The organism is Salipiger sp. H15, assembly GCF_040409955.1.
Classification (GTDB): domain Bacteria; phylum Pseudomonadota; class Alphaproteobacteria; order Rhodobacterales; family Rhodobacteraceae; genus Salipiger.
Genome location: NZ_CP123385.1, coordinates 647,822 through 666,242 on the forward strand (window position 1 = coordinate 647,822; position 18,421 = coordinate 666,242).

General features: G+C 67.7%; 23 protein-coding genes and 1 pseudogene. 13 read left to right on the top strand and 11 right to left on the bottom strand.

The window, feature by feature from the left end:
* Positions 1–100: 100 nt before the first annotated feature.
* Positions 101–1,039 carry a LysR substrate-binding domain-containing protein gene (locus tag PVT71_RS17320; RefSeq protein ID WP_353475309.1) on the top strand — a complete coding sequence of 313 codons (939 nt, stop codon included), beginning with the start codon at positions 101–103 and terminating at the stop codon, positions 1,037–1,039.
* Here PVT71_RS17320 and PVT71_RS17325 read toward each other — a convergent pair.
* Positions 1,023–1,427, bottom strand: coding sequence for a hypothetical protein (locus PVT71_RS17325; RefSeq protein WP_353475310.1), 405 nt, complete (start codon positions 1,425–1,427; stop codon positions 1,023–1,025). The genes PVT71_RS17320 and PVT71_RS17325 overlap by 17 nt on opposite strands.
* A complete protein-coding gene (locus PVT71_RS17330) occupies positions 1,427–2,629 on the bottom strand; it encodes a pyridoxal phosphate-dependent aminotransferase (protein ID WP_353475311.1) in 1,203 nt (400 codons plus the stop codon). The genes PVT71_RS17325 and PVT71_RS17330 overlap by 1 nt, the downstream gene beginning before the upstream one ends.
* A 114-nt stretch (positions 2,630–2,743) precedes the next feature.
* On the opposite strand from PVT71_RS17330, the gene PVT71_RS17335 reads away from it, so the two are divergent.
* The 3 genes from PVT71_RS17335 (at position 2,744) to PVT71_RS17345 (ending at position 4,013) form a co-directional block, all read left to right on the top strand.
* Positions 2,744–3,139, top strand: coding sequence for a helix-turn-helix domain-containing protein (locus PVT71_RS17335; RefSeq protein WP_353475313.1), 396 nt, complete (start codon positions 2,744–2,746; stop codon positions 3,137–3,139).
* 3 nt (positions 3,140–3,142) lie between these two features.
* Complete coding sequence (locus PVT71_RS17340; protein WP_353475314.1) at positions 3,143–3,406, top strand: succinate dehydrogenase assembly factor 2; 264 nt, start codon at positions 3,143–3,145, stop codon at positions 3,404–3,406.
* Between the two features lie 109 nt (positions 3,407–3,515).
* Positions 3,516–4,013 carry a winged helix DNA-binding protein gene (locus PVT71_RS17345; RefSeq protein ID WP_353475315.1) on the top strand — a complete coding sequence of 166 codons (498 nt, stop codon included), beginning with the start codon at positions 3,516–3,518 and terminating at the stop codon, positions 4,011–4,013.
* 69 nt (positions 4,014–4,082) lie between these two features.
* Here the strand turns inward: PVT71_RS17345 and htpX are convergent, their stop codons facing one another.
* The 5 genes and pseudogenes from htpX to PVT71_RS17370 all read right to left on the bottom strand — a co-directional run bounded on the left by htpX (position 4,083) and on the right by PVT71_RS17370 (position 8,929).
* On the bottom strand, positions 4,083–5,159 hold the full coding sequence (gene htpX, locus PVT71_RS17350) for a zinc metalloprotease HtpX (RefSeq protein ID WP_353475316.1): 1,077 nt from the start codon (positions 5,157–5,159) through the stop codon (positions 4,083–4,085).
* Positions 5,160–5,226: 67 nt separating this feature from the next.
* A pseudogene (locus PVT71_RS17355) lies at positions 5,227–5,964 on the bottom strand (DUF1194 domain-containing protein); the annotation flags it as partial.
* Positions 5,965–5,968: 4 nt separating this feature from the next.
* A complete protein-coding gene (locus PVT71_RS17360; protein WP_353475317.1) occupies positions 5,969–6,403 on the bottom strand; it encodes a VOC family protein in 435 nt (144 codons plus the stop codon).
* Positions 6,404–6,481: 78 nt separating this feature from the next.
* A complete protein-coding gene (locus PVT71_RS17365) occupies positions 6,482–7,912 on the bottom strand; it encodes a hypothetical protein (RefSeq protein ID WP_353475318.1) in 1,431 nt (476 codons plus the stop codon).
* A 9-nt stretch (positions 7,913–7,921) separates the two neighbouring features.
* Positions 7,922–8,929, bottom strand: coding sequence for a hypothetical protein (locus PVT71_RS17370; RefSeq protein ID WP_353475319.1), 1,008 nt, complete (start codon positions 8,927–8,929; stop codon positions 7,922–7,924).
* A gap of 259 nt (positions 8,930–9,188) precedes the next feature.
* Between PVT71_RS17370 and PVT71_RS17375 the strand changes: the two genes are divergently transcribed.
* Genes PVT71_RS17375 through PVT71_RS17385 form a run of 3 tightly spaced genes read left to right on the top strand, consistent with a single transcriptional unit; the run spans position 9,189 to position 11,219 of the window.
* Entirely contained in the window at positions 9,189–10,019 is an 831-nt protein-coding gene (locus PVT71_RS17375) for a thymidylate synthase (RefSeq protein WP_353475320.1), read from the top strand.
* A complete protein-coding gene (locus tag PVT71_RS17380) occupies positions 10,019–10,495 on the top strand; it encodes a dihydrofolate reductase (protein WP_353475321.1) in 477 nt (158 codons plus the stop codon). Before PVT71_RS17375 ends, PVT71_RS17380 begins: the two co-directional genes overlap by 1 nt.
* Before the next feature lie 46 nt (positions 10,496–10,541).
* Positions 10,542–11,219 (top strand): hypothetical protein, encoded by a 678-nt coding sequence (locus tag PVT71_RS17385; protein ID WP_353475323.1) that lies wholly within the window; start codon positions 10,542–10,544, stop codon positions 11,217–11,219.
* Between the two features lie 83 nt (positions 11,220–11,302).
* Here PVT71_RS17385 and PVT71_RS17390 read toward each other — a convergent pair whose 3' ends face one another.
* Complete coding sequence (locus PVT71_RS17390) at positions 11,303–11,749, bottom strand: BrnA antitoxin family protein (RefSeq protein ID WP_353475324.1); 447 nt, start codon at positions 11,747–11,749, stop codon at positions 11,303–11,305.
* A 438-nt stretch (positions 11,750–12,187) separates the two neighbouring features.
* Between PVT71_RS17390 and PVT71_RS17395 the strand changes: the two genes are divergently transcribed.
* From PVT71_RS17395 to PVT71_RS17410, 4 genes are all read left to right on the top strand, one after another.
* Entirely contained in the window at positions 12,188–12,793 is a 606-nt protein-coding gene (locus PVT71_RS17395; protein WP_353475325.1) for an outer membrane beta-barrel protein, read from the top strand.
* Positions 12,794–12,936: 143 nt separating this feature from the next.
* A complete protein-coding gene (locus PVT71_RS17400; protein WP_353475326.1) occupies positions 12,937–13,266 on the top strand; it encodes a hypothetical protein in 330 nt (109 codons plus the stop codon).
* Positions 13,267–13,368: 102 nt separating this feature from the next.
* Positions 13,369–15,327 (top strand): DNA topoisomerase IV subunit B, encoded by a 1,959-nt coding sequence (parE, locus tag PVT71_RS17405; protein WP_353475327.1) that lies wholly within the window; start codon positions 13,369–13,371, stop codon positions 15,325–15,327.
* A 113-nt stretch (positions 15,328–15,440) separates the two neighbouring features.
* Positions 15,441–15,668 carry a hypothetical protein gene (locus tag PVT71_RS17410; RefSeq protein WP_353475328.1) on the top strand — a complete coding sequence of 76 codons (228 nt, stop codon included), beginning with the start codon at positions 15,441–15,443 and terminating at the stop codon, positions 15,666–15,668.
* Here PVT71_RS17410 and PVT71_RS17415 read toward each other — a convergent pair.
* A complete protein-coding gene (locus PVT71_RS17415) occupies positions 15,653–16,003 on the bottom strand; it encodes a hypothetical protein (protein ID WP_353475330.1) in 351 nt (116 codons plus the stop codon). The two genes, PVT71_RS17410 and PVT71_RS17415, sit on opposite strands and share 16 nt — an antisense overlap.
* A 177-nt stretch (positions 16,004–16,180) precedes the next feature.
* Between PVT71_RS17415 and PVT71_RS17420 the strand changes: the two genes are divergently transcribed.
* Together PVT71_RS17420 and PVT71_RS17425 are read left to right on the top strand one after the other, a co-directional pair.
* Entirely contained in the window at positions 16,181–16,885 is a 705-nt protein-coding gene (locus PVT71_RS17420; protein ID WP_353475331.1) for a DUF1194 domain-containing protein, read from the top strand.
* 41 nt (positions 16,886–16,926) lie between these two features.
* Positions 16,927–17,613 (top strand): hypothetical protein, encoded by a 687-nt coding sequence (locus PVT71_RS17425; RefSeq protein ID WP_353475333.1) that lies wholly within the window; start codon positions 16,927–16,929, stop codon positions 17,611–17,613.
* 79 nt (positions 17,614–17,692) lie between these two features.
* On the opposite strand, the gene PVT71_RS17430 is transcribed toward PVT71_RS17425, so the two are convergent.
* A complete protein-coding gene (locus PVT71_RS17430) occupies positions 17,693–17,890 on the bottom strand; it encodes a CsbD family protein (protein WP_353475334.1) in 198 nt (65 codons plus the stop codon).
* A 122-nt stretch (positions 17,891–18,012) separates the two neighbouring features.
* The gene (locus tag PVT71_RS17435; RefSeq protein WP_353475335.1) at positions 18,013–18,414 is read right to left on the bottom strand and encodes a cytochrome c; all 402 of its coding nucleotides are present in this window, start codon (positions 18,412–18,414) and stop codon (positions 18,013–18,015) included.
* Between the last annotated feature and the right edge of the window lie 7 nt (positions 18,415–18,421).

Genomic DNA, 18,421 nt, shown 5'->3' on the forward strand with positions numbered 1-18,421 from the left:
CCCCTCCCCCGAGGGGCGCGCGATGCGTGCGGATCGTGTCGTGATATAAGTTTCGTGAAGCCTAGTTGACTTTCGGTCAAATGAACCGCGAAATCAGCTTATGCCTGACATTGACAATCCTTATGGCACATTCGCCCGCTACAGCGCCGACCTCAGCCTCTTCCTGCTGGTGGCGGACTGCGGGCAGCTGTCGCGCGCCGCGGAACTGGCGGGCCTGTCGCAGCCGCGGCTGAGCCAGCGGATGAAATCGCTCGAGGAGGCTCTCAGCCGGGTGCTGCTGCGGCGCGAGCGGAGGGGCGTCACCCTCACCGCCGCCGGGCAGGAACTGCGCGCGGCGCTGAGCCCGCACCTCGCCGAGGCGGCGGCGGGCTTCGCCCGGTTCCAGCGCCCCGCCGGCCGCCGGACGGTGGTGATCGAGACCGACCTCGCCTTTGCCGGGCTGCGCTTCCTGCCGGTCTTTCCCTCGCTCTGCGCCGCCTTTCCGGGGCTCGGCATCTCGCTGCTGACCCGGCAGATGCCCGAGGCCGATCCCGGCCCCGACGTCGACCTGATGATCCGCATGGAACCGCGGCGCGACGAGAGCCCGGGCGAGTGCTGCCTCTTTCCCGAACGGGTGCTGGCGGTGTGCAGCCCCGGCTTTCTCGCGGCCCACCCCGGCCTGGCCAGCCCGGGACAGCTGAAGGACCTGCCGCTGATCGAACTGACCGCCACGGGCTCGCCGCCGTGGTTCACCTGGTCGAGCTGGCTGGCCGGGCTTGGCCCCGGGACGCGCGGCAGCGGCGACCGGCTCAGCTTCAACAGCTACGATCACGTGATTCAGGCGGCGGAAAAGGGGCTGGGGGTGGCACTCGGCTGGCGCGGGCTGATCGACAGCCGGCTCGAGACCGGGGCGCTGGTCCCTGCCCTGCCGGCCGAGCTGGAAAGCCCGCGCGGCTACATGCTGCGGATGCTCGCCCGGCAGCCGGGCGACGAGTTGCGCGCGGTCTACGACTGGATCAGGCGGGCGTTCGGCGGCGCGGGGCTCAGCCCTCGCGGCTGAGCGTCTCGGCCCGGCGCCGCACCAGCACCGAGCGCAGGTCGTGCATGGCGAGCAGCAGCGCGTCGGTCACCGCGTCGATCTCGTCGTCGCTGGCCTTCGACTGCGCCCATTGCGCGGCGGCGTTGAGCTGGTCGACGGTGCGCTGGATGTCGTCGACCGCGCGCCGCGCCAGCAGCGCCCGGCGCTCCTCCATCCAGCCGGTGATCGCCGCGAGCTCGGCCTCGGTCAGCGCGTGATCGCCATGCGGACGGACCTCGCCCTTGCCGAGGTTGACCACGGCGATCTGGTCCATCTCGATGCGGCGCTGCCGGTTCTCGCCATCCACGCGGAAGACGAGCGCCCCGTTGTCGCGGATGCGGAAGAAGAACTCCGGCAGCGCCCCCGGCATCAGCGGAGGCCTTCGCAGAAGGCGGCGATGCGCTTGCAGGCCTCGGTCAGCGCCGCGTCCGAGGTGGCGTAGGAGATGCGGAACGCGGGCGAGAGGCCAAAGGCCGCGCCGAAGACCACGGCGACGCCGGTCTCTTCGAGCAGCGCGGTGGCGAAATCCTCGTCCGTGTCGATCTTCCGGCCGCCCGCCGAGGTCTTGCCGAGCAGGCCGTTGATGGTCGGGTAGACGTAGAAGGCGCCCTCGGGGGTCGGGCAGGTGATGCCCTCGACCGCGTTCAGCGCCTCGACCACGAGGTTGCGGCGGCGCTTGAACACCTCGACCCATTCGCCGAGGAACTCCTGCGGCCCGTTCAGCGCCTCGACCGCCGCCCACTGGCTGATCGAGCAGGGGTTGGTGGTGCTCTGCGACTGGATCTTGCGCATCGCGGCGATCAGCGGCTCGGGCCCGCCCGCGTAGCCGATGCGCCAGCCGGTCATCGCGTAGGCCTTGGAGACGCCGTTGCAGGTCAGCGTGCGCTCGTAGAGCGCCGGCTCGACCTCGGCCGGGGTGCAGAACTCGAACCCGTCATAGGCGAGGTGCTCGTACATGTCGTCGGACATGATCCAGACATGCGGGTGCTTCATCAGCACGTCGGTCAGCGCCTTCAGCTCGGCGCGCGAGTAGCCCGCGCCGGTGGGGTTCGACGGCGAGTTGAAGAGGAACCACTTGGTCTTCGGGGTGATCGCCGCCTCGAGCTGCTCGGGCGTGATCTTGTAGCCGCGCTCGGGCGCGCCCTCGATGATCACCGGCTCGCCCTGCCCGAGCTTCACCATGTCCGGGTAGCTCACCCAGTAGGGCGCGGGGATGATCACCTCGTCGCCCGGGTTCAGCGTCGCCATGAAAGCGTTGTAGAGCACCTGCTTGCCGCCGGTCGAGACCGAGATCTGCGAGGGCTTGTAGCTCAGCCCGTTCTCGCGCGCGAACTTGGCACAGATCGCCTGCTTCAGCTCGATGATGCCGTCGGGGGCGGTGTAGCGGGTCTTGCCCGCGTCGATCGCCGCCTTTGCCGCGTCCCGGATATGCTCGGGCGTGTCGAAATCCGGCTCGCCGGCGCCAAGGCCGATCACGTCCTTGCCGGCGGCCTTCAGCTCGTTGGCAAGCTGGGTCACCGCCACGGTCGGCGAGGGTTTCACGCGGGCGAGGGTCTCGGAAAGAAAGGGCATTGGGGCACCGTTTGAATTGCTGCGCCCCATGTCATAGGCTGCGCCCCGACACCGTTCAAGCGGCTTCCCCGGCGTCGCCCGACCGCGTGGCCCGAAAGCCGCGAAAGGAGAGTCATGACAGACGAAAGCAACTGGTACGGCCCCGACACGGCCACTTTCGGCGACCGGCTCGCCGCCGCGCGCGAGGCCGCGGGCATGGAGCAGGAGGCGCTGGCCCGGCGGCTCGGGGTGCGGCTGAAGACCCTGCAGGGCTGGGAGAACGACCTGTCCGAGCCGCGCGCCAACCGGCTGCAGATGCTGGCGGGCCTGCTCGGCGTGCCGATGGTCTGGCTGATCACCGGCGAGGGCGACGGGCTTGCCGCCCCGGACGAGGAGGAGGCCGCGATTTCCCCCGATCTCGACGAAACGCTGCTTGAACTTCGCGCCCTGCGCGGCGAAATGCGCGCAACGGGCGAGCGTCTTGGCCGCCTCGAGAAGAAATTGCGAAAGATGCTCAAGGAAAGGGCCTGAAAGATGACCGAAGAGACCCGCGAACACCGGCTCAAGCGGCTCCGGATGCGCTCGATGCGCCGTGGCACCAAGGAGATGGACATCATCCTCGTGCGCTACGCCGACGCGCGGCTCGACGAGATGACCCCGGCCGAGCTCGACGCCTACGAGGCGCTGCTCGACGAGTACGATCCCGATCTCTACCAGTGGATCTCCGGCCAGCGCCCCGCCCCCGAGGAGCTGCGCCCGCTGATCGCCGAGATCGCCCGCATCGCCGCCAACGGCTGAGCGCGCCGCGGGGGGCGCACGCGCTTTTCGGCACATCTGACTAGATTTAACCTATTCTTGGTCTTTTCCCGCCAGAACCTTCGATCAATCGGTTCTGGCGGAGACGGTCATGAGCATCCATGCCCCCCTGGGAAGAAAGCCGGTCACGGGCTACGTGGCGGGTTACCTTGAATCCCTCTCCTTGCTCGAGCGGCTGCACCGGCTGCTGCTCGACGTGATCAAGGACGAGTTCGAGCGCGTCGGCATCCTCGAGATCAACGCGGTGCAGGCGCTGCTGCTGTTCAACATCGGCGACAACGAGGTGACGGCGGGCGAGCTGAAATCGCGCGGCTACTACCAGGGCTCGAACGTCAGCTACAATCTCAAGAAGCTGGTCGACATGGGCTACATGCACCACCAGCGCTGCGAGATCGACCGCCGCTCGGTGCGGGTGCGGCTGACCGACAAGGGGCGCAACATCCGCACCCTCGTCGACGAACTCTTCCACCGGCATTCCGAAGGGCTCGAGGCGCGGCAGATCGTCGACCTGCAGGGGCTCGAGGACGTGAACAGCGGGTTGCGGCGGCTCGAACGGTTCTGGACCGACCAGATCCGCTACATCTACTGAGCCGTCAGGCGCTTGCCGGAGGCGCGCCCCGGATCGCGTCCCGGATCGAGCCCCGGATCGCGCCAGTGATCAGCTCCACGGCCCCTCGTCGCCGTCGCGGCGCTTGCGCGGCACGGGGCGCGGACGTCCGGCGACGCTCGGGCGCTCCGGGTCGTCCTCGATCACCTCGCGCCCGTCGAAGCGCCCGGCGAACTCGCTGCCCGCGCCGCCCCAGTCGCCGCGCGTGCCGTCCCGCGGCGCGGGGCGCTGCTGCCCGTAACCGCCCTGCCCGTAGCCGCCCTGCCCGTATCCTCCCTGCCGAAAGCCGCCCTGCGCCGCCATCTCCTGCAGCGCCGCGATGCGGTTCTCGGTCGCCGGGTGGGTGGCGAAGAGGTTGTCGCGCTTGTGCATGTGCAGCGGGTTGATGATGAACATGTGCGCCGTGGCCGGGTTCGCCTCGGCCCGCAGGTTGTCGATATGCGACGCGCCGCGCTGGATCTGCGCCAGTGCCGAGGCGAGCCACAGCGGGTTGCCGCAGATCTCGGCCCCGGCCTTGTCGGCGGCGTATTCCCGCGTCCGGCTGATCGCCATCTGAACCAGCCCCGCCGCCATCGGCGCGAGGAACATCATCGCCAGCGTGCCGACGATGCCCATGCGGTTCTCGTCGCGCGAGCCGCCGAAGAAGAAGGCGAAGTTGGCCAGCATCGAGATCGCCCCGGCAAAGGTCGCCGTGACCGTCATGATCGCCGTGTCGTGGTTGCGGATATGCGCCAGCTCATGCGCCACCACCCCGGCCAGCTCCTCGCGCGAGAGGCTGCGCAAGAGGCCCGTGGTCACCGCCACGGCGGCGTTCTGCGGGTTGCGCCCGGTGGCGAAGGCATTGGGCTGCGGGTTGTCCATCAGGTAGACCTTCGGCTCCGGCAGCCCGGCATTGCGCGCCAGCTGCGCCACCATGTCGTGCAGCCCGAAGCGGTCGCCCGGCGAGAGCGGCTGCGCGCCGTGCATGCGCAGCACCATCCTGTCCGAGTTCCACCAGCTGAAGGCGTTCATCCCGCCGGCGAAGATCAGCGCGATCACCATGCCCGAGCTGCCGCCGATCAGATAGCCGATGCCCATGAACAGGGCGGTCATCGCGGCCATCAGAAGGGCCGTCTTTGCATATCCCATGGCGTTTCTCCGCAAACTGGCTGTCGCAGCAGATATAGGCCTGCCGCCGCGCCGGACCAAGCGGCGCTCAGCGCAGCGCGCTGTCCTCGCGGCCCGGCGGGCCGGGGATGGGCACCAATTCGCCCACCAGCATGTCGTTGAGCTCGCGGAACAGCTTGCGCGACATGGCGCGCAGGAAATCCTCGTAGCCCGCGGCGATCTCGACGAAGGCGCCGGGCCCGTGCCGCACCTCGCCCTCGAAATACTCGACGACCCGCGGGTCCGAGCCCATCACCGCCAGCCCGTTCACCGTCACCCCGTCGAAAGGATAGTGCGAATAGGCCTGCTGCGGGCGGAAGCCGTCGTTGGTGATGCCGTCGCCCGAAACGTCGATCACCCGCCGCTCGCAGGCGGGCGCGGCCTCGAGGATGCCGGCGCCGAAGCCGAGCGCGTAGCCCATGGCGGTGGGGTAGCGGTTGTAGCTGCGCGGCGAGGTCAGCAGGCGCACCACCGCGGCGTCGATCGTCGCCTCGTCCTGCAGCATGGTCCAGTCGAGCACCAGCTGCGACTGGTTGCGCCCGCTCCATTCATAGGCCGAGAGCGCCACGCCGCCCCCGCCCTCGAGGATCGCGCGGCGCACGTCCGGATCGCGCAGCGCCCCCGCGAGACCCTCTTTCTGCAGCCGGTATTCCCGGTCGTCGACCGAGGAGGACACGTCGAGCGCCAGCAGCAGCGCCAACCGGCAGGGCGTCTGCTGTGCCAAGGCCGCGGTGCCGGACCAGAGGCCCAGCACCAGGCTCAGGGCGGCGGCGAGACGCGCGCCCACGGGATTACCAGTGGCCGGTATTGGGCATGCTCGCCCAGGGTTCGGCGGGCGCCTTGGCATCGCCCTGCTGCAGAAGCTCGATCGAGACGTTGTCCGGCGAGCGGACAAAGGCCATGTGCCCGTCCCGCGGCGGCCGGTTGATGGTCACGCCCGCGTCCATCAGCAACTGGCAGGCCTCGTAGATGTCGGGCACGGAATAGGCGAGGTGGCCGAAGTGGCGCGAATCCGAGGGCAGGCCCTCGTCGCCGTCCCAGTTGTAGGTCAGCTCGACATCGGCGGTTCCGTCATCCTGGCCCGGCGGGCAGAGGAAAACCAGCGTGAAACGGCCCTTCTCGCTCTCGGTGCGGCGGCGCTCCTTCAGGCCGAGCAGTTCGTAGAAGGCGATGGAGGCCTCGAGGTCCTTCACGCGGACCATGGTGTGCAGGTAACGGATCGGCATTTATCGCCCTTTCCTCGTGGTCTTGGAGTCTTTGACCACTAGGCTATCAGGCCGCGCCCACTTGTCGAGGCTTCACATTCAGAAGCGCGATTTGAAGCCGAAACTGACCGCCAGCGTCTCGGTCTCGAACCGGCTCACGTTGCTGTCCGAGCGCTCGGCGCTGAGGTCGAGCACCGGCACGAAGCCGGCGTAATCGAGCTTGTCGAAGGTGAGCTGCATCCCGGCGGTCCAGACCTCGTCCTCGCGCCCGCCCGGCACCGCGAAGAGCACCGAGTAATCCGGGTAGTGGCTGCGGTAGGCGCCGAGCTCGAAGCCGAGCCGCACCGGCCCGAGCGGCCGCGCCGGCTCGTAGCCGAGGCGCAGGCCGCGGGTGTCGCGGGTGATCTGGCCGTTGTCCGAGTCCGCCGTGCCGCCGAAGAGCATCGCCGAGACCGTGCCCGCGGCGCCGAGGTCGCGGATCACCCCGAGCTGGTAGCCGAAGGTCCCCACGTCGTTCGCGCCGCTGTCCGCATCGCGCTGGACCTGCCACGAGACCGCCCCGGTGAGCGCGGTGAGTGCGCCGAGCGGCTGCACGAGGCCGAGCGCGGTGCGGGTGTAGTCGTAGCTCTGTTCGCCGCCCTGCCAGGACCGGCCCAGCGTCGCGCTGGCGGTGGCGACCGGCCCGCTCTCGCCCAGCCTGCGCCGGTGCTGCAGCCCGACCTCGAGCGACGACGAGCCGAAGTCCGAGTTCTCGACGTCGGGGGCCTTGTCCTCGGCCTCCGGGCTCAGCCAGACCCGGCGCAGCGTGCCGTAGCCGCGCAGCGTGGTCTCGGAGGCGGGACCGCGCTGGATGGCATAGGCGAGCGACAGCGCGCCGCGCGCCGAGGTGCCCGAGAGCGCCTGCGCCGAGGGCGACAGGATGCCGACCAGCGGCAGGCCGTCGACGGTGCTGATCTCCTCCGAGGAGCCGCCGTTGACGTTCGACGAGGGCGCGGCCGAGAGCTCGAGCGACAGGCTCAGCCGGGACAGCTTGCGCAGCGCCCGGTACTCGCGGCCCGCGCGCTGCTCGAGCGCCTCGCTCGGCACGTCCATCATCGCGCGGCGCATCCAGAGCTGCGACAGGAAATACTGCTCGTCGAGCGCGTAGGACGCGGCCATGACCCGCGCCGCCTCGTGCTTCTGCACGTCGGTCCGGGCGTAGCGCAGCGCCTGCCGGGCGGCCTTGCGCGCGGCGACGGAATGGCCCTGGCGCAGCTCGGCCTGGGCGACGACGAAATGGCCGTAGGGATCGGTCGGATCGGCCCGCAGCAGCAGCCCGCCCAGCTCGGCGGCCAGCGCGTAATGCCCGGTCTGCACCGCCCGCAGCGCGGCGATGCGCAACTGCGCGGTGCTGAGCGTCATGCCCCCGAGGGCCGGGGCCGTCTCGGAGGGGGCGGGAGCGGTCGCCGTCTCGGCCAGAACGCCCTGCCCCGCGAGGGACAGGGCGCAGGACAGGATCAGCGCCGCCCGCCGCATGCGGGGTCGTGCCATGCCGAAGCCTTACGGGTTCACGAGATCGCAGATGTCCTCGCGCGCGCCGGCCTTGCCGCACTGGGTCAGCACGAACATCCCGACCTCCTCGATGTCGTATTCCCCGTCTTCGCCGAAGGGCGCCGAGAGGTGCCAGGCAAGGTCGGTGGTGCCCGCCGCGTAGGTCGCGTCCTCGCCGCCGAAGATGCCGGCAAAGGTGCCGACGCTGGACTCGTCCTCGAATTCCGCGCCGCCGGTGAATTCACCCAGCTCGTCGATCGTGCTCTCGGTCAGGACGACCTTGTCGAGCGAGGTCCGGCCGGTCGGGAAGGTCGGGTCCGCGTCGCGGATGTCGATCAGCGTGCGGTTCAGGATCTCGCCGTTGACCAGCGCATCCGCGAAGTTGGCATTGAGGAAGATCACCCCGGTGATCTGCGCCGGCTGCCCCGGCAGCGCCAGCTGCGAGTAGTCGTCGGGCAGGTCGCCCACGGGCTTGAGGTCGAGCCCGGCACGCGAGCCGAGGTTGGTCACCGCCGCGTAGTTGCCGACGTAGGTGACCTGGCCCGAGGCCGGATCGGTTTCGTAATCGGGCGGGTCGAAGGCGCCGTCGCGGGCGTAGTCGGCATCCTGGAAGACGTTGTTGAACTGCCCGCCGTCGCCCACGGCCACCGCCGAGACGCTGCCGTCCGGGCTCATCCCGCCGAGCGCGAGGAAGAAGCGGTCGAGCGCGTCCTCCTGCACCGAGTAGGCGACGTAATCGTCGAGCCCCATGACCTCTGTCAGCCGGTCGTTGCGCGTGTAGACCGCGTCGACCGGCGAGGTGTCGAGGCCGACGAGGCGCACGGTGACGGTGCTCATGTCCTCGGCGAAGCTGAAGCTGGCGACCGTGGCGTCGTCATCGGGCGTGGACGTGCCGGTGTCGCCGTCGTCCTCGCATTCCTGCAGCGGGTTGTCCCGGACGCAGTCGTCGTCGTCGTTGATCGCCCCGCAACCGGTCAACAGCGCGGCAACAGCCGCCAATACCCAAAGCCTTTCCATAAATCCCTCTCGCCCGGAAATGCCCCCGTCTATTGCAATCAGCCTTGCCGAGGCAATTCCCGCAATCAATGCCGCAATTCCGCGCCCCGCGCATTCACAGCGAAGTGAGACAATTCTGCCGCCCCTTCATCTCGGGGCACGCACCCTGCCCGCCCCCCATATCTTGCCGAAAACTGCGCTCCTGCCGCGGTTACCGGCTTTGCCTTGGCGCGCCGATCCGCTATCCCTGACGGGCAACACGACCAGCCCGGAGGCCCCCATGCGCCAGTATCTCGACGCCCTGCGCACCGTGCGCGATCTCGGCACCCGCTCGACCGACCGCACCGGCACCGGCACCATCTCGTATTTCGGGATGCAGTGCCGCTACCCGCTCGCCGAGGGCTTCCCGCTGGTCACCACCAAGAAGCTGCACCTGCGCTCGATCATCCACGAGCTGCTGTGGTTCCTCGCCGGCGACACCAACATCAAGTATCTCAAGGACAACGGCGTCTCGATCTGGGACGAGTGGGCCGACGAGAACGGCGATCTCGGCCCGGTCTACGGCCACCAGTGGCGCCACTTCCCGACCATCCGCGAGGAGATCGGCGACGACGGCGCCTCGCGCGTGCTGCTCGGCGAGGTCGACCAGATCGCCCAGCTGGTCGAGATGATCCGCACGAGCCCCGACAGCCGCCGCCTCATCGTCTCGGCCTGGAATCCAGGCGAGATCGGCCAGATGGCCCTGCCGCCCTGCCACACGCTCTGGCAGGTGCGGATCCTCGGCGGCAAGCTGCACCTGCAGCTCTACCAGCGCTCGGCCGACATGTTCCTCGGCGTGCCCTTCAACATCGCCTCCTACGCGCTGCTCACGGTGATGCTGGCGCATGTGACCGGCTACGAGCCCGGCGATTTCATCCATTCGATCGGTGACGCGCATATCTACCTCAACCACCTCGAACAGGTGGAAACGCAGCTTTCGCGCACACCGCATGCACTGCCGACGCTGCGCCTCGCGCGCGACGTGCCCTCGCTCTTCGACTTCCGCTACGAGGATTTCATCATCGAGAACTACGCCCCCGAACCCGCGATCAAGGCGCCGGTGGCGGTCTGATGCTGACGCTGATCGTCGCCCGCGCCCGCAACGGCGCCATCGGCCGGGACAATGACATCCCCTGGTTCAAGCCCGAGGACCTGAAGATGTTCCAGCGCGAGACCTCGGGCGGCGCGCTCATCATGGGCCGCCGCACCTGGGAGAGCCTCCCGGTCAAGCCGCTGAAGAACCGCCTCAACATCGTCGTCTCGCGCGATGCCTCGCTGGCCGAGCACGTCTGCGCCTCGCTCGACGAGGCGCTGGCGCTGGCCCGGGCCGAGGGCTGTTTCCGCGTCTACGGCATGGGCGGCACGTCGGTCTACGAAGGGCTGCTGCCCCGCGCCGACCGACTGCTGGTCACCGAGGTCGACCTCGAGGTCGAAGGTGCCGACGCCTTCTTCCCGGACTTCGACGAGGCGGACTGGCGGGAACTGGGCCGGAAGGAGCTGGGCGGCGACGGACCGGACTGCGTGGTGCGGGAGCTACATCGAAAGTAAAAGTGCAACTACGCTTAATCACTCGCTTGAGCAGATGATTTGGCATGTGACCATTGAAAGAGGTAACAGCCACAATTTGGGAAGCGGTGCTTTGGTTAAGAAACACCTGATGATAGCTATTGATTGGTACGGTCCCTACAGCTTGAGCGAGGCGTATGAGGCCGCGCGCACAAGTTTCGAGCCCGCTCTCTATCTATGCATAGGAAAGCGAAAATACCAACGGAAGAAGGCGCTTCAGTACGTAGGTATCGGAAAAAACGTCAGCACTAGGATCAAGGAAAACCACCACAAGCTCAAACATGTCTCACGCGAGAGAGAAATTTGGCTCGGCGAGATCGGCACTGCAGAGCCCTCGGGGAAAAAGATGAAAGCCACTCCGGCGACGCTCGACTATGCAGAATGGGCATATGCGCGCTTTTTCGACCTGCCGCTAAATGAGAAAAAGACAACCGGCCTCCCGGATCGCAGCTTCTCCGTACTTAACCGCTGGTGGATGACTGATTTTGAGACCGCGCGAAAACGCAGACCGCATGGCGATTGGCCCGACTTGATTGACTATCCAGATTACGATCTTCCCGCTCGAAAGGTCTGGTTCGGACGGCAACAACAAGAGCTCATTCACGCCCCAGATTACCAAAGACCTGGGAATCCTCCTCTGAGAGGCTTGAATGCACCTGCAGTTGAAGACCTGAGCACCGAAGACAAGGTCCTGACTTTCAGGTGACCGATAAATGGTCGCACTGGGTGCCAATGTAAGGATTATCTATCAAGTTCGCTTGTTGGATAAATTCTACGCGGCGAATTCCCTCAATACTTCACATGCCGCGACGGATCGGGGGCGACCTCGGTCCGGACGATGTCGTTGCGCATATCCCCCCATTTCGTCCGCTCGCGCCGCGCCTCCTCCTCGACCTGCTCGGGGCGCAGGATGAAATCCGTGGTGTCCGGCCCGTCGATCAGCTTCGCCAGACGGTAGTGCATGAAGGCGCGCAGCACGCGGTTGATGCGCGCCTGGTAGCCCGGGCCCAGCGCCCGGAAGAACTTCACCACGTCGGCGTCGAGCGCGATGGTGCAGCGCGTCCGCTTCGCGTCGCGCCGGTCCCTGTCGCGGCAGATCTCGTGCCACTCCGAGGGGCAGCCCCGGCGGTCCCACATCCGGTCGATGAGGTCGCGCTCCACCATCTCCATCGCGTCCACCGCGTACTGGAAGTTGAGCCGTTCGGTCTTGGTCATCTCGGTCAGCTTGCGGCGCATGGGCGGTCTCCGGTCCGGCGTTTCGCTGCCCCGAGCCTCCCGCAACAGGGTTAACGGACCCGCTGCGCCCCGTCCGCCGCCCGTGCATCGACGGTGCATGAGTCGTGCCCCATGCCCGCCCGGGCCCCGGACAGGGCGGCGCGGAGGGTCACGCGGGCGTGCGATTCCGGCAAAGTTACGTTGCGTCACGTGCTCCAAAAAGGTTCCAAACCCCTGCAATCATGAGCCAGTTCTTGCCAGTCTCCGCACACGCTCCGGCTGCAATTGGCCGATGCCCGTCCGGAGGGCCGATTTTCGTGGTGGTTCCGCCACAGCACGTTCATGTGACCAACATGTGTGGATCGTTCCGAGTGAATGTTTGGTTGTATCCTCAGTCACACGCTCCGATGTGAGCATGGACAACACATGATGAAACATGAAGAATATGGAGCAGACCCGATGAAAATCGCACGTATCGCCCTCCCGGCCCTTCTTGCTGGTTCCGTGGCCCTTCCGGCCTTCGCCGGCAGCCTCGAGCCCGCGCCGGTCGAGCCCGTAATCACCCCGGTTCCCGTCCCCGTCGCAGTCGGCCGTGACTGGACCGGCTTCTCCGGCGGCATCCAGCTCGGCTACGGTGCCTTCGACACCGACGGCACCCCGGATGACTACGACGAGGCGATGACCTACGGCCTGAAATCGTACTACGACTACGACTTCGGCAACTGGGTCCTCGGCGGTGGCGTCCAGTACGACTGGACCGATGCCGACCTCGGCGCAGCCGGCGACCTTGACGGCATCCTGCGCGTCGGCGCACGTGCCGGCTACGACATGGGCAACACCATGGTCTACGGCACGGGCGGCTACGCCAAGGCCTACACCAGCGGCGGTGACATCGACGCGGGCGACTCCGACGGTTACTTCGCAGGTATCGGCACCGAGACCTTCCTGACCGACAACTGGACCGTCGGCACCGAGCTCACCTACAACGAGTTCACCGACTTCGACGCGAACGACATGGAACTGAAGAACACCCAGTTCAACGTGTCGCTGAACTACCGCTTCTGATCCACGCGGTTGCAGGGCCCCGGCCCTGCGGCGGATGCCCGGCCTCCCCAGGAGGCCGGGCATTTCCGTTTCCCGGAGAGGATTTTTTCGCGGCCGCGCCGCCGCGTTAGGGATTTCGTCATGCGGGCGTTACACTCTCGTGCATGTGGCGCAGTTTTCCGATTCCCCTTTCCGCGCTCTTCGCGGGTCTTCTGACGGCATTTGCCGGCGGCCTCGCCGCGCTGCCTGCAGGGGCGGTCTCGCCCATCGCCGAGGTGGTCTGCGAGCCCTCGCCGCGCATGACCCAGCGGCTGAAACGCCAGCAGGGCGCGACGCTTGCCTCGACCGGCCTGCGCGGCCCCGAGGAGGTGATCGAGCTCTGGCTCGACCCCCGCGACAACTGGACGATGGTCATCGCCTACGCCTCGGGGACCTCCTGCATCGTCGCCATGGGCGCCCACTGGTCGCGCATGCAACCACAAGATCCGGCCTGATCGGCAGCGTCATCCCCATGATGATGGGGTGCGGGGCTTTTCCCGCAGGCTTCGCTCTGCCATACTCGGGTGCAATCAGAATCCGGGAACGAGCAGCACCACATGGCCGACGATCTCCTCGCCGCTACCGAAGCCGCCACTTACGACGCCTCCTCGATCGAGGTCCTCGAAGGGCTCGAGCCGGTGCGCAAGCGCCCCGGCATGTACATCGGCGGGACCGACGAGCGGGCGCTTCACCACATGGTGGCGGAGATCCTCGACAACTCGATGGACGAGGCGGTGGCCGGCCATGCCAACCGCATCGAGGTCGAGCTGCACGCCGACTACTCGGTCACCATCCGCGACAACGGCCGCGGCATCCCGATCGACCCGCACCCCAAGTTCCCCGGCAAGTCGGCGCTCGAGGTGATCCTCTGCACGCTGCACGCGGGCGGCAAGTTCTCGGGCGACGCCTACGAGACCTCGGGCGGCCTGCACGGCGTGGGCGCCTCGGTGGTCAACGCGCTGTCGGACCTGATGGTCGTGCAGGTGGCGCGCAACAAGGAGCTCTTCGAGCAGCGCTTCTCGCGCGGCATCCCGCAGGGCCCGGTCGAGAAGGTCGGCGCGGCGCCGACCCGCCGCGGCACCAGCACCACCTTCCACGCCGACGAGCTGATCTTCGGCCACCACCGCTTCAAGCCCTCGCGCATGCTGAAGATGGTGCGCTCCAAGGCCTATCTCTTCTCCGGCGTCGAGATCCGCTGGAAATCCGCCATCCCCGACGGCGACACGCCGATGGAGGCGACCTTCCACTTCCCCGGCGGCCTCGCCGACTACCTGACCGAGAGCCTCGGCAAGGCCAGCACCTATGCCGACAAGCCCTTCTCGGGCACCGTCGAGTTCCGCGAGAAGTTCAACGCGCCGGGCAAGGTGGAATGGGCGATCAACTGGACCCCGTCGCGCGACGGCTTCATCCAGTCCTACTGCAACACGGTCCCCACCCCCGAGGGCGGCACCCACGAGGCGGGCTTCTGGTCGGCGATCCTCAAGGGCATCCGCGCCTATGGCGAGCTGGTGAACAACAAGAAGTCCGCGCAGATCACCCGCGACGACCTGCTGACCGGCGGCTGCGCGCTGGTCTCCTGCTTCATCCGCGAGCCGGAATTCGTCGGCCAGACCAAGGACCGCCTCGCCACCACCGAGGCGCAGCGCCTGGTCGAGGGCGCGGTGCGCGACCACTTCGACAACTGGCTGGCCTCCGACACCAAGTCGGCGGGCGCGATCCTCGACTTCCTCGTGCTGCGCGCCGAGGAGCGGCTGCGCCGCCGCCAGGAAAAGGAAACCGCGCGCAAGTCGGCCACCAAGAAGCTGCGCCTTCCCGGCAAGCTGACCGACTGCACCGCCAAGAGCCGCGAGGGCACCGAGCTCTTCATCGTCGAGGGTGACTCGGCCGGCGGCTCGGCCAAGGGCGCGCGCTTCCGCGAGACCCAGGCGTTGCTGCCGCTGAAGGGCAAGATCCTCAACGTTCTCGGCGCGGCCTCGAACAAGCTCGGTTCGAACACCGAGATCCGCGACCTCTGCGAGGCGCTCGGCGTCGGGCTCGGCACCAAGTTCAACATCGACGACCTGCGCTACGAGAAGGTCATCATCATGACCGACGCGGACGTCGACGGCGCGCATATCGCCTCGCTCCTGATGACCTTCTTCTTCACCCAGATGCGGCCGCTGATCGACCACGGCCACCTCTACCTCGCCTGCCCGCCGCTCTACCGGCTGACGCAGGGCGCGCGGCGCATCTACGTCGCCGACGACGCCGAGAAGGAGGTGATGCTGGCCAAGGGTCTCGGCGGCAAGGGCAAGATCGACGTGCAGCGCTTCAAGGGTCTCGGCGAGATGGACGCCAAGGACCTGAAGGAGACGACGATGGATCCCGCGACGCGCAAGCTGATCCGCGTCACCATCGACGAGGACGAACCGGGCGAGACCGGCGATCTCGTCGAGCGGCTGATGGGCAAGAAGCCCGAGCTGCGCTTCCAGTACATCCAGGAAAACGCCCGTTTCGTCGAAGAACTGGACGTCTGACTCCACGGCCGGGCGCGGGCGGCGGAAAACATGCACCAAAGGTGGTTGTTTTCCGCTCCCGTTTGCCACACCCTATGCGTGTTCCATTCACGACAGCCGAACACCATAGCCCCATGCCCATGACCAAGACGACGCTCCTGCGCCTCCAGATCACCAGCTTCGTGCTGGTGCACATCCCGCTTGTTGCCCTGGTGCTCTACGCACTGACGAACGGCGTCACGGGCAGGCTCGACCTGCTGCTGGTCGCCCTCCTCGCCACCGTGGTGGCGGCGATCGCGATCTGGATGACCCTTGGCCGCGCGCTCGGCGGCGGCAGCCTCGCCGCTCAGAAGAGCGCGTAGAGCAGCAGCGCGATCACGCCGAGCTTCACCGCCAGCACCAGCACCAGCCAGCCGCGGTTCTCCGGGGCAAGCAATTCCTGCCAGAAGCTCCGCCCCTCGGCCTCGCCGAAGAGCCGCGCCTGCAGCGCGTCGAACACCCGCGGCGGCGGGGCGACATCCTCGACCGGCCCCATGAAGCCGATGAGCCGGCTCTGCCAGAAATCGAGCTCGCCGGCGAGTTCCGGGTCGCGGGCAAGCGCGCGCATCCCCTCGGCCTCTTCCCGGGCAGGCAGAAGCCCCAGCGCCAGCTCGGCGGCGAGGAGCGATTTCTCCGGGCTGTCCAGTTGACTGCTCACGCGGTGATCCTCCGGTGCGGCGGCGGCCCCTGTCGGGCGGCGGTGCCGGCACCACGCCCCCAAACTGCCGCATCCTGCGCCGCGGCGCAATCTTGCCGTGTCTTACGCGGCTGTGACTTTCTTTTGGTCCCGCCCGGTGGCAGGCTGTGTAAGTGCCTGCAACGCAAGGAGCCGCAGATGCGTTCCCTGGTCCCGAGCCTCGCCCTTGCCTGTCTTGCCTGCCCCGCCCTCGCCCAGGATACCGACCTCGAACTCGTGCTGCTGGCCGATGCCTCTGGCTCGATCACCCCGGGCGAGCTGCAGTTCCAGCGCGAGGGCTACGCGCAGGCCATCACCGATCCCGAGGTGCTGCGCGTCATCGCCGGCACCGCCTATGGCCATATCGCGGTCACCTACGTGGAATGGGCCGCCAACCAGGCGCAGGTGGTGGACTGGACGCTGATCGACGGGCCGGGCCCCGCCCGGGACTTCGCCGCCGCCCTGCTCGACGAGCCGCGCCAGGCCTACGGGCGCAACGCCATCGGATCGGCCCTGCTCGAGGGGCTGCGGCTGATGGAGGAGAACGAGATCAAGGGCTGGCGGCGGGTGATCGACTTCTCGGGCGACAGCGCCAACAGCTGGTCCGGTCCCACCATCGAGGAGGCCCGCGCGCAGGTCCTGGCCGCCGGGGTCACCATCAACGCCCTGCCGATCCTGCGCGCCGAGGATCCCGGGCGGGCACAGGACAATCTCGAGACGCTCTACCGCGAGCTCATCATCGGCGGCGTCGGGGCCTTCGTCGTCACCGCCGACACCCGCGCAAGCTTTGCCGAGGCGGTGAAGAAGAAGCTGATCCTGGAAATTTCGTCCCTGCCCGCCAGCACCTACGCGGCCGCGAATTAACACCCTTGTATTGTCTTGGAAAAGTCACTCACTCTGGTCCCATGCGTGTTCTTCTGTACCTCGTGCTGCTTGCCGGCCTCACCGCCTGCGGCCGCCCCCTCACCCCGAATGAATCCGCCTTTCTCGACGCGATGCAGGGGTCCCAGCTCGACCAGCGCCCGGTGCGGTTCCACGACGGGCTGGCCTCGCGCGCGGTGACCTTCGAGCGGCCGATCCGCCCGCGCCTGGCCTGCACGGAACGCATCTGGCCCCCCTCGCAGGGCGAGACGGTGACGGTGTCTCCGGCGGCGCTGACGCTGTTCAACCACACGTTCTACCGCGACGATTCCTACATGGACGACTACCTGCCGAGCTTCCCCGAGAAGGTGAACCTCTACGCCGCGATGCTCTTCGCGCACGAGATGACCCATGTCTGGCAATGGCAGAACCGCAAGCGCACCGGCTACACGCCGCTGAAGGCCGCGACCGAGCACCAGACGCTAGCCGACCCCTACCTGATCGACCCCGACAGCACCGCCCGCTTCCTCGACCACGGCTACGAGCAGCAGGGCGCGATCGTCGAGGAGTACGTCTGCTGCCAGCTGCTCGACCCTGAGGCCCCGCGCATCTCGCGGCTGCGGGCGATGATCTCCGAGGCGATGCCGATCGGCGGGCTCGATGCCGCGCTCGCGGGGGCGGACGTGGTGATCCCGTGGAAGGGTGCCGAGGTGAAGAACATCTGCCACTGAGCCGGGCATGACAAAAAAGGCGGGGCCGAATGGCCCCGCCTGCATCGTCTTCGTCACTTCAAGAGCCTGCGGGCCGCGATCAGAGACCGCGCTGCCAGGTGTCGACCTGCTTCTCGGCCTCTTCCTTGGCGACGCCGTACTTCTTCTGGATCAGGCCGGCGAGCTGCTCGCGGTTGCCCTTGGCTTCCTGCACCTCGTCATCGGTGAGGTCGCCCCATTGCTCGCGCACCTTGCCCTTGAATTGCTTCCAATTGCCTTCGATCTGGTCCCAGTTCATGACCGGTCCTCCTCGTTTGAGTTGTACCATCAGAACCCTCGGGGGCGGCAGCGGTTCCGCCCGCCGGACCCGCACGGCGCCCGACAAAGGGGAAACACCCGGGCAAGGCGCCTTTCCGCCGGTCACTCGGCGCGTTGCAGCGCCTGCAGGTAGGCCACGAGGTCGGCCACCGGCTGAACGGTCGGAACCTCGCCGGAGAGCACCGCGTTTGCGTCGAAGCCGAAATAATCGCCGTAGACCGGCATCGGAGAGCCGTGGCTCACCAGCGGGTCGCGCCCGTCGATGCGCTTGACCACGCGCTCGAGGGGGAAGCTGCCGCCATTGGCGGCGCTGAGCTCGGTCAGGTTCACCGGCTTGATCATCAGCACGCCCGCCATCGGCCCGTCGCCGCGCCCGTCGAGGCCGTGGCAGGTGGCGCAGCGCTCGACATAGAGCGCCTCGCCGCGGTCGGCATCCTGCGCGAGCGCGGTGCCGAGGTGGAGCGCGACGGTCAGGAAGGCCCCGAGGAAAAGGACGGATTGCATGGTGAGG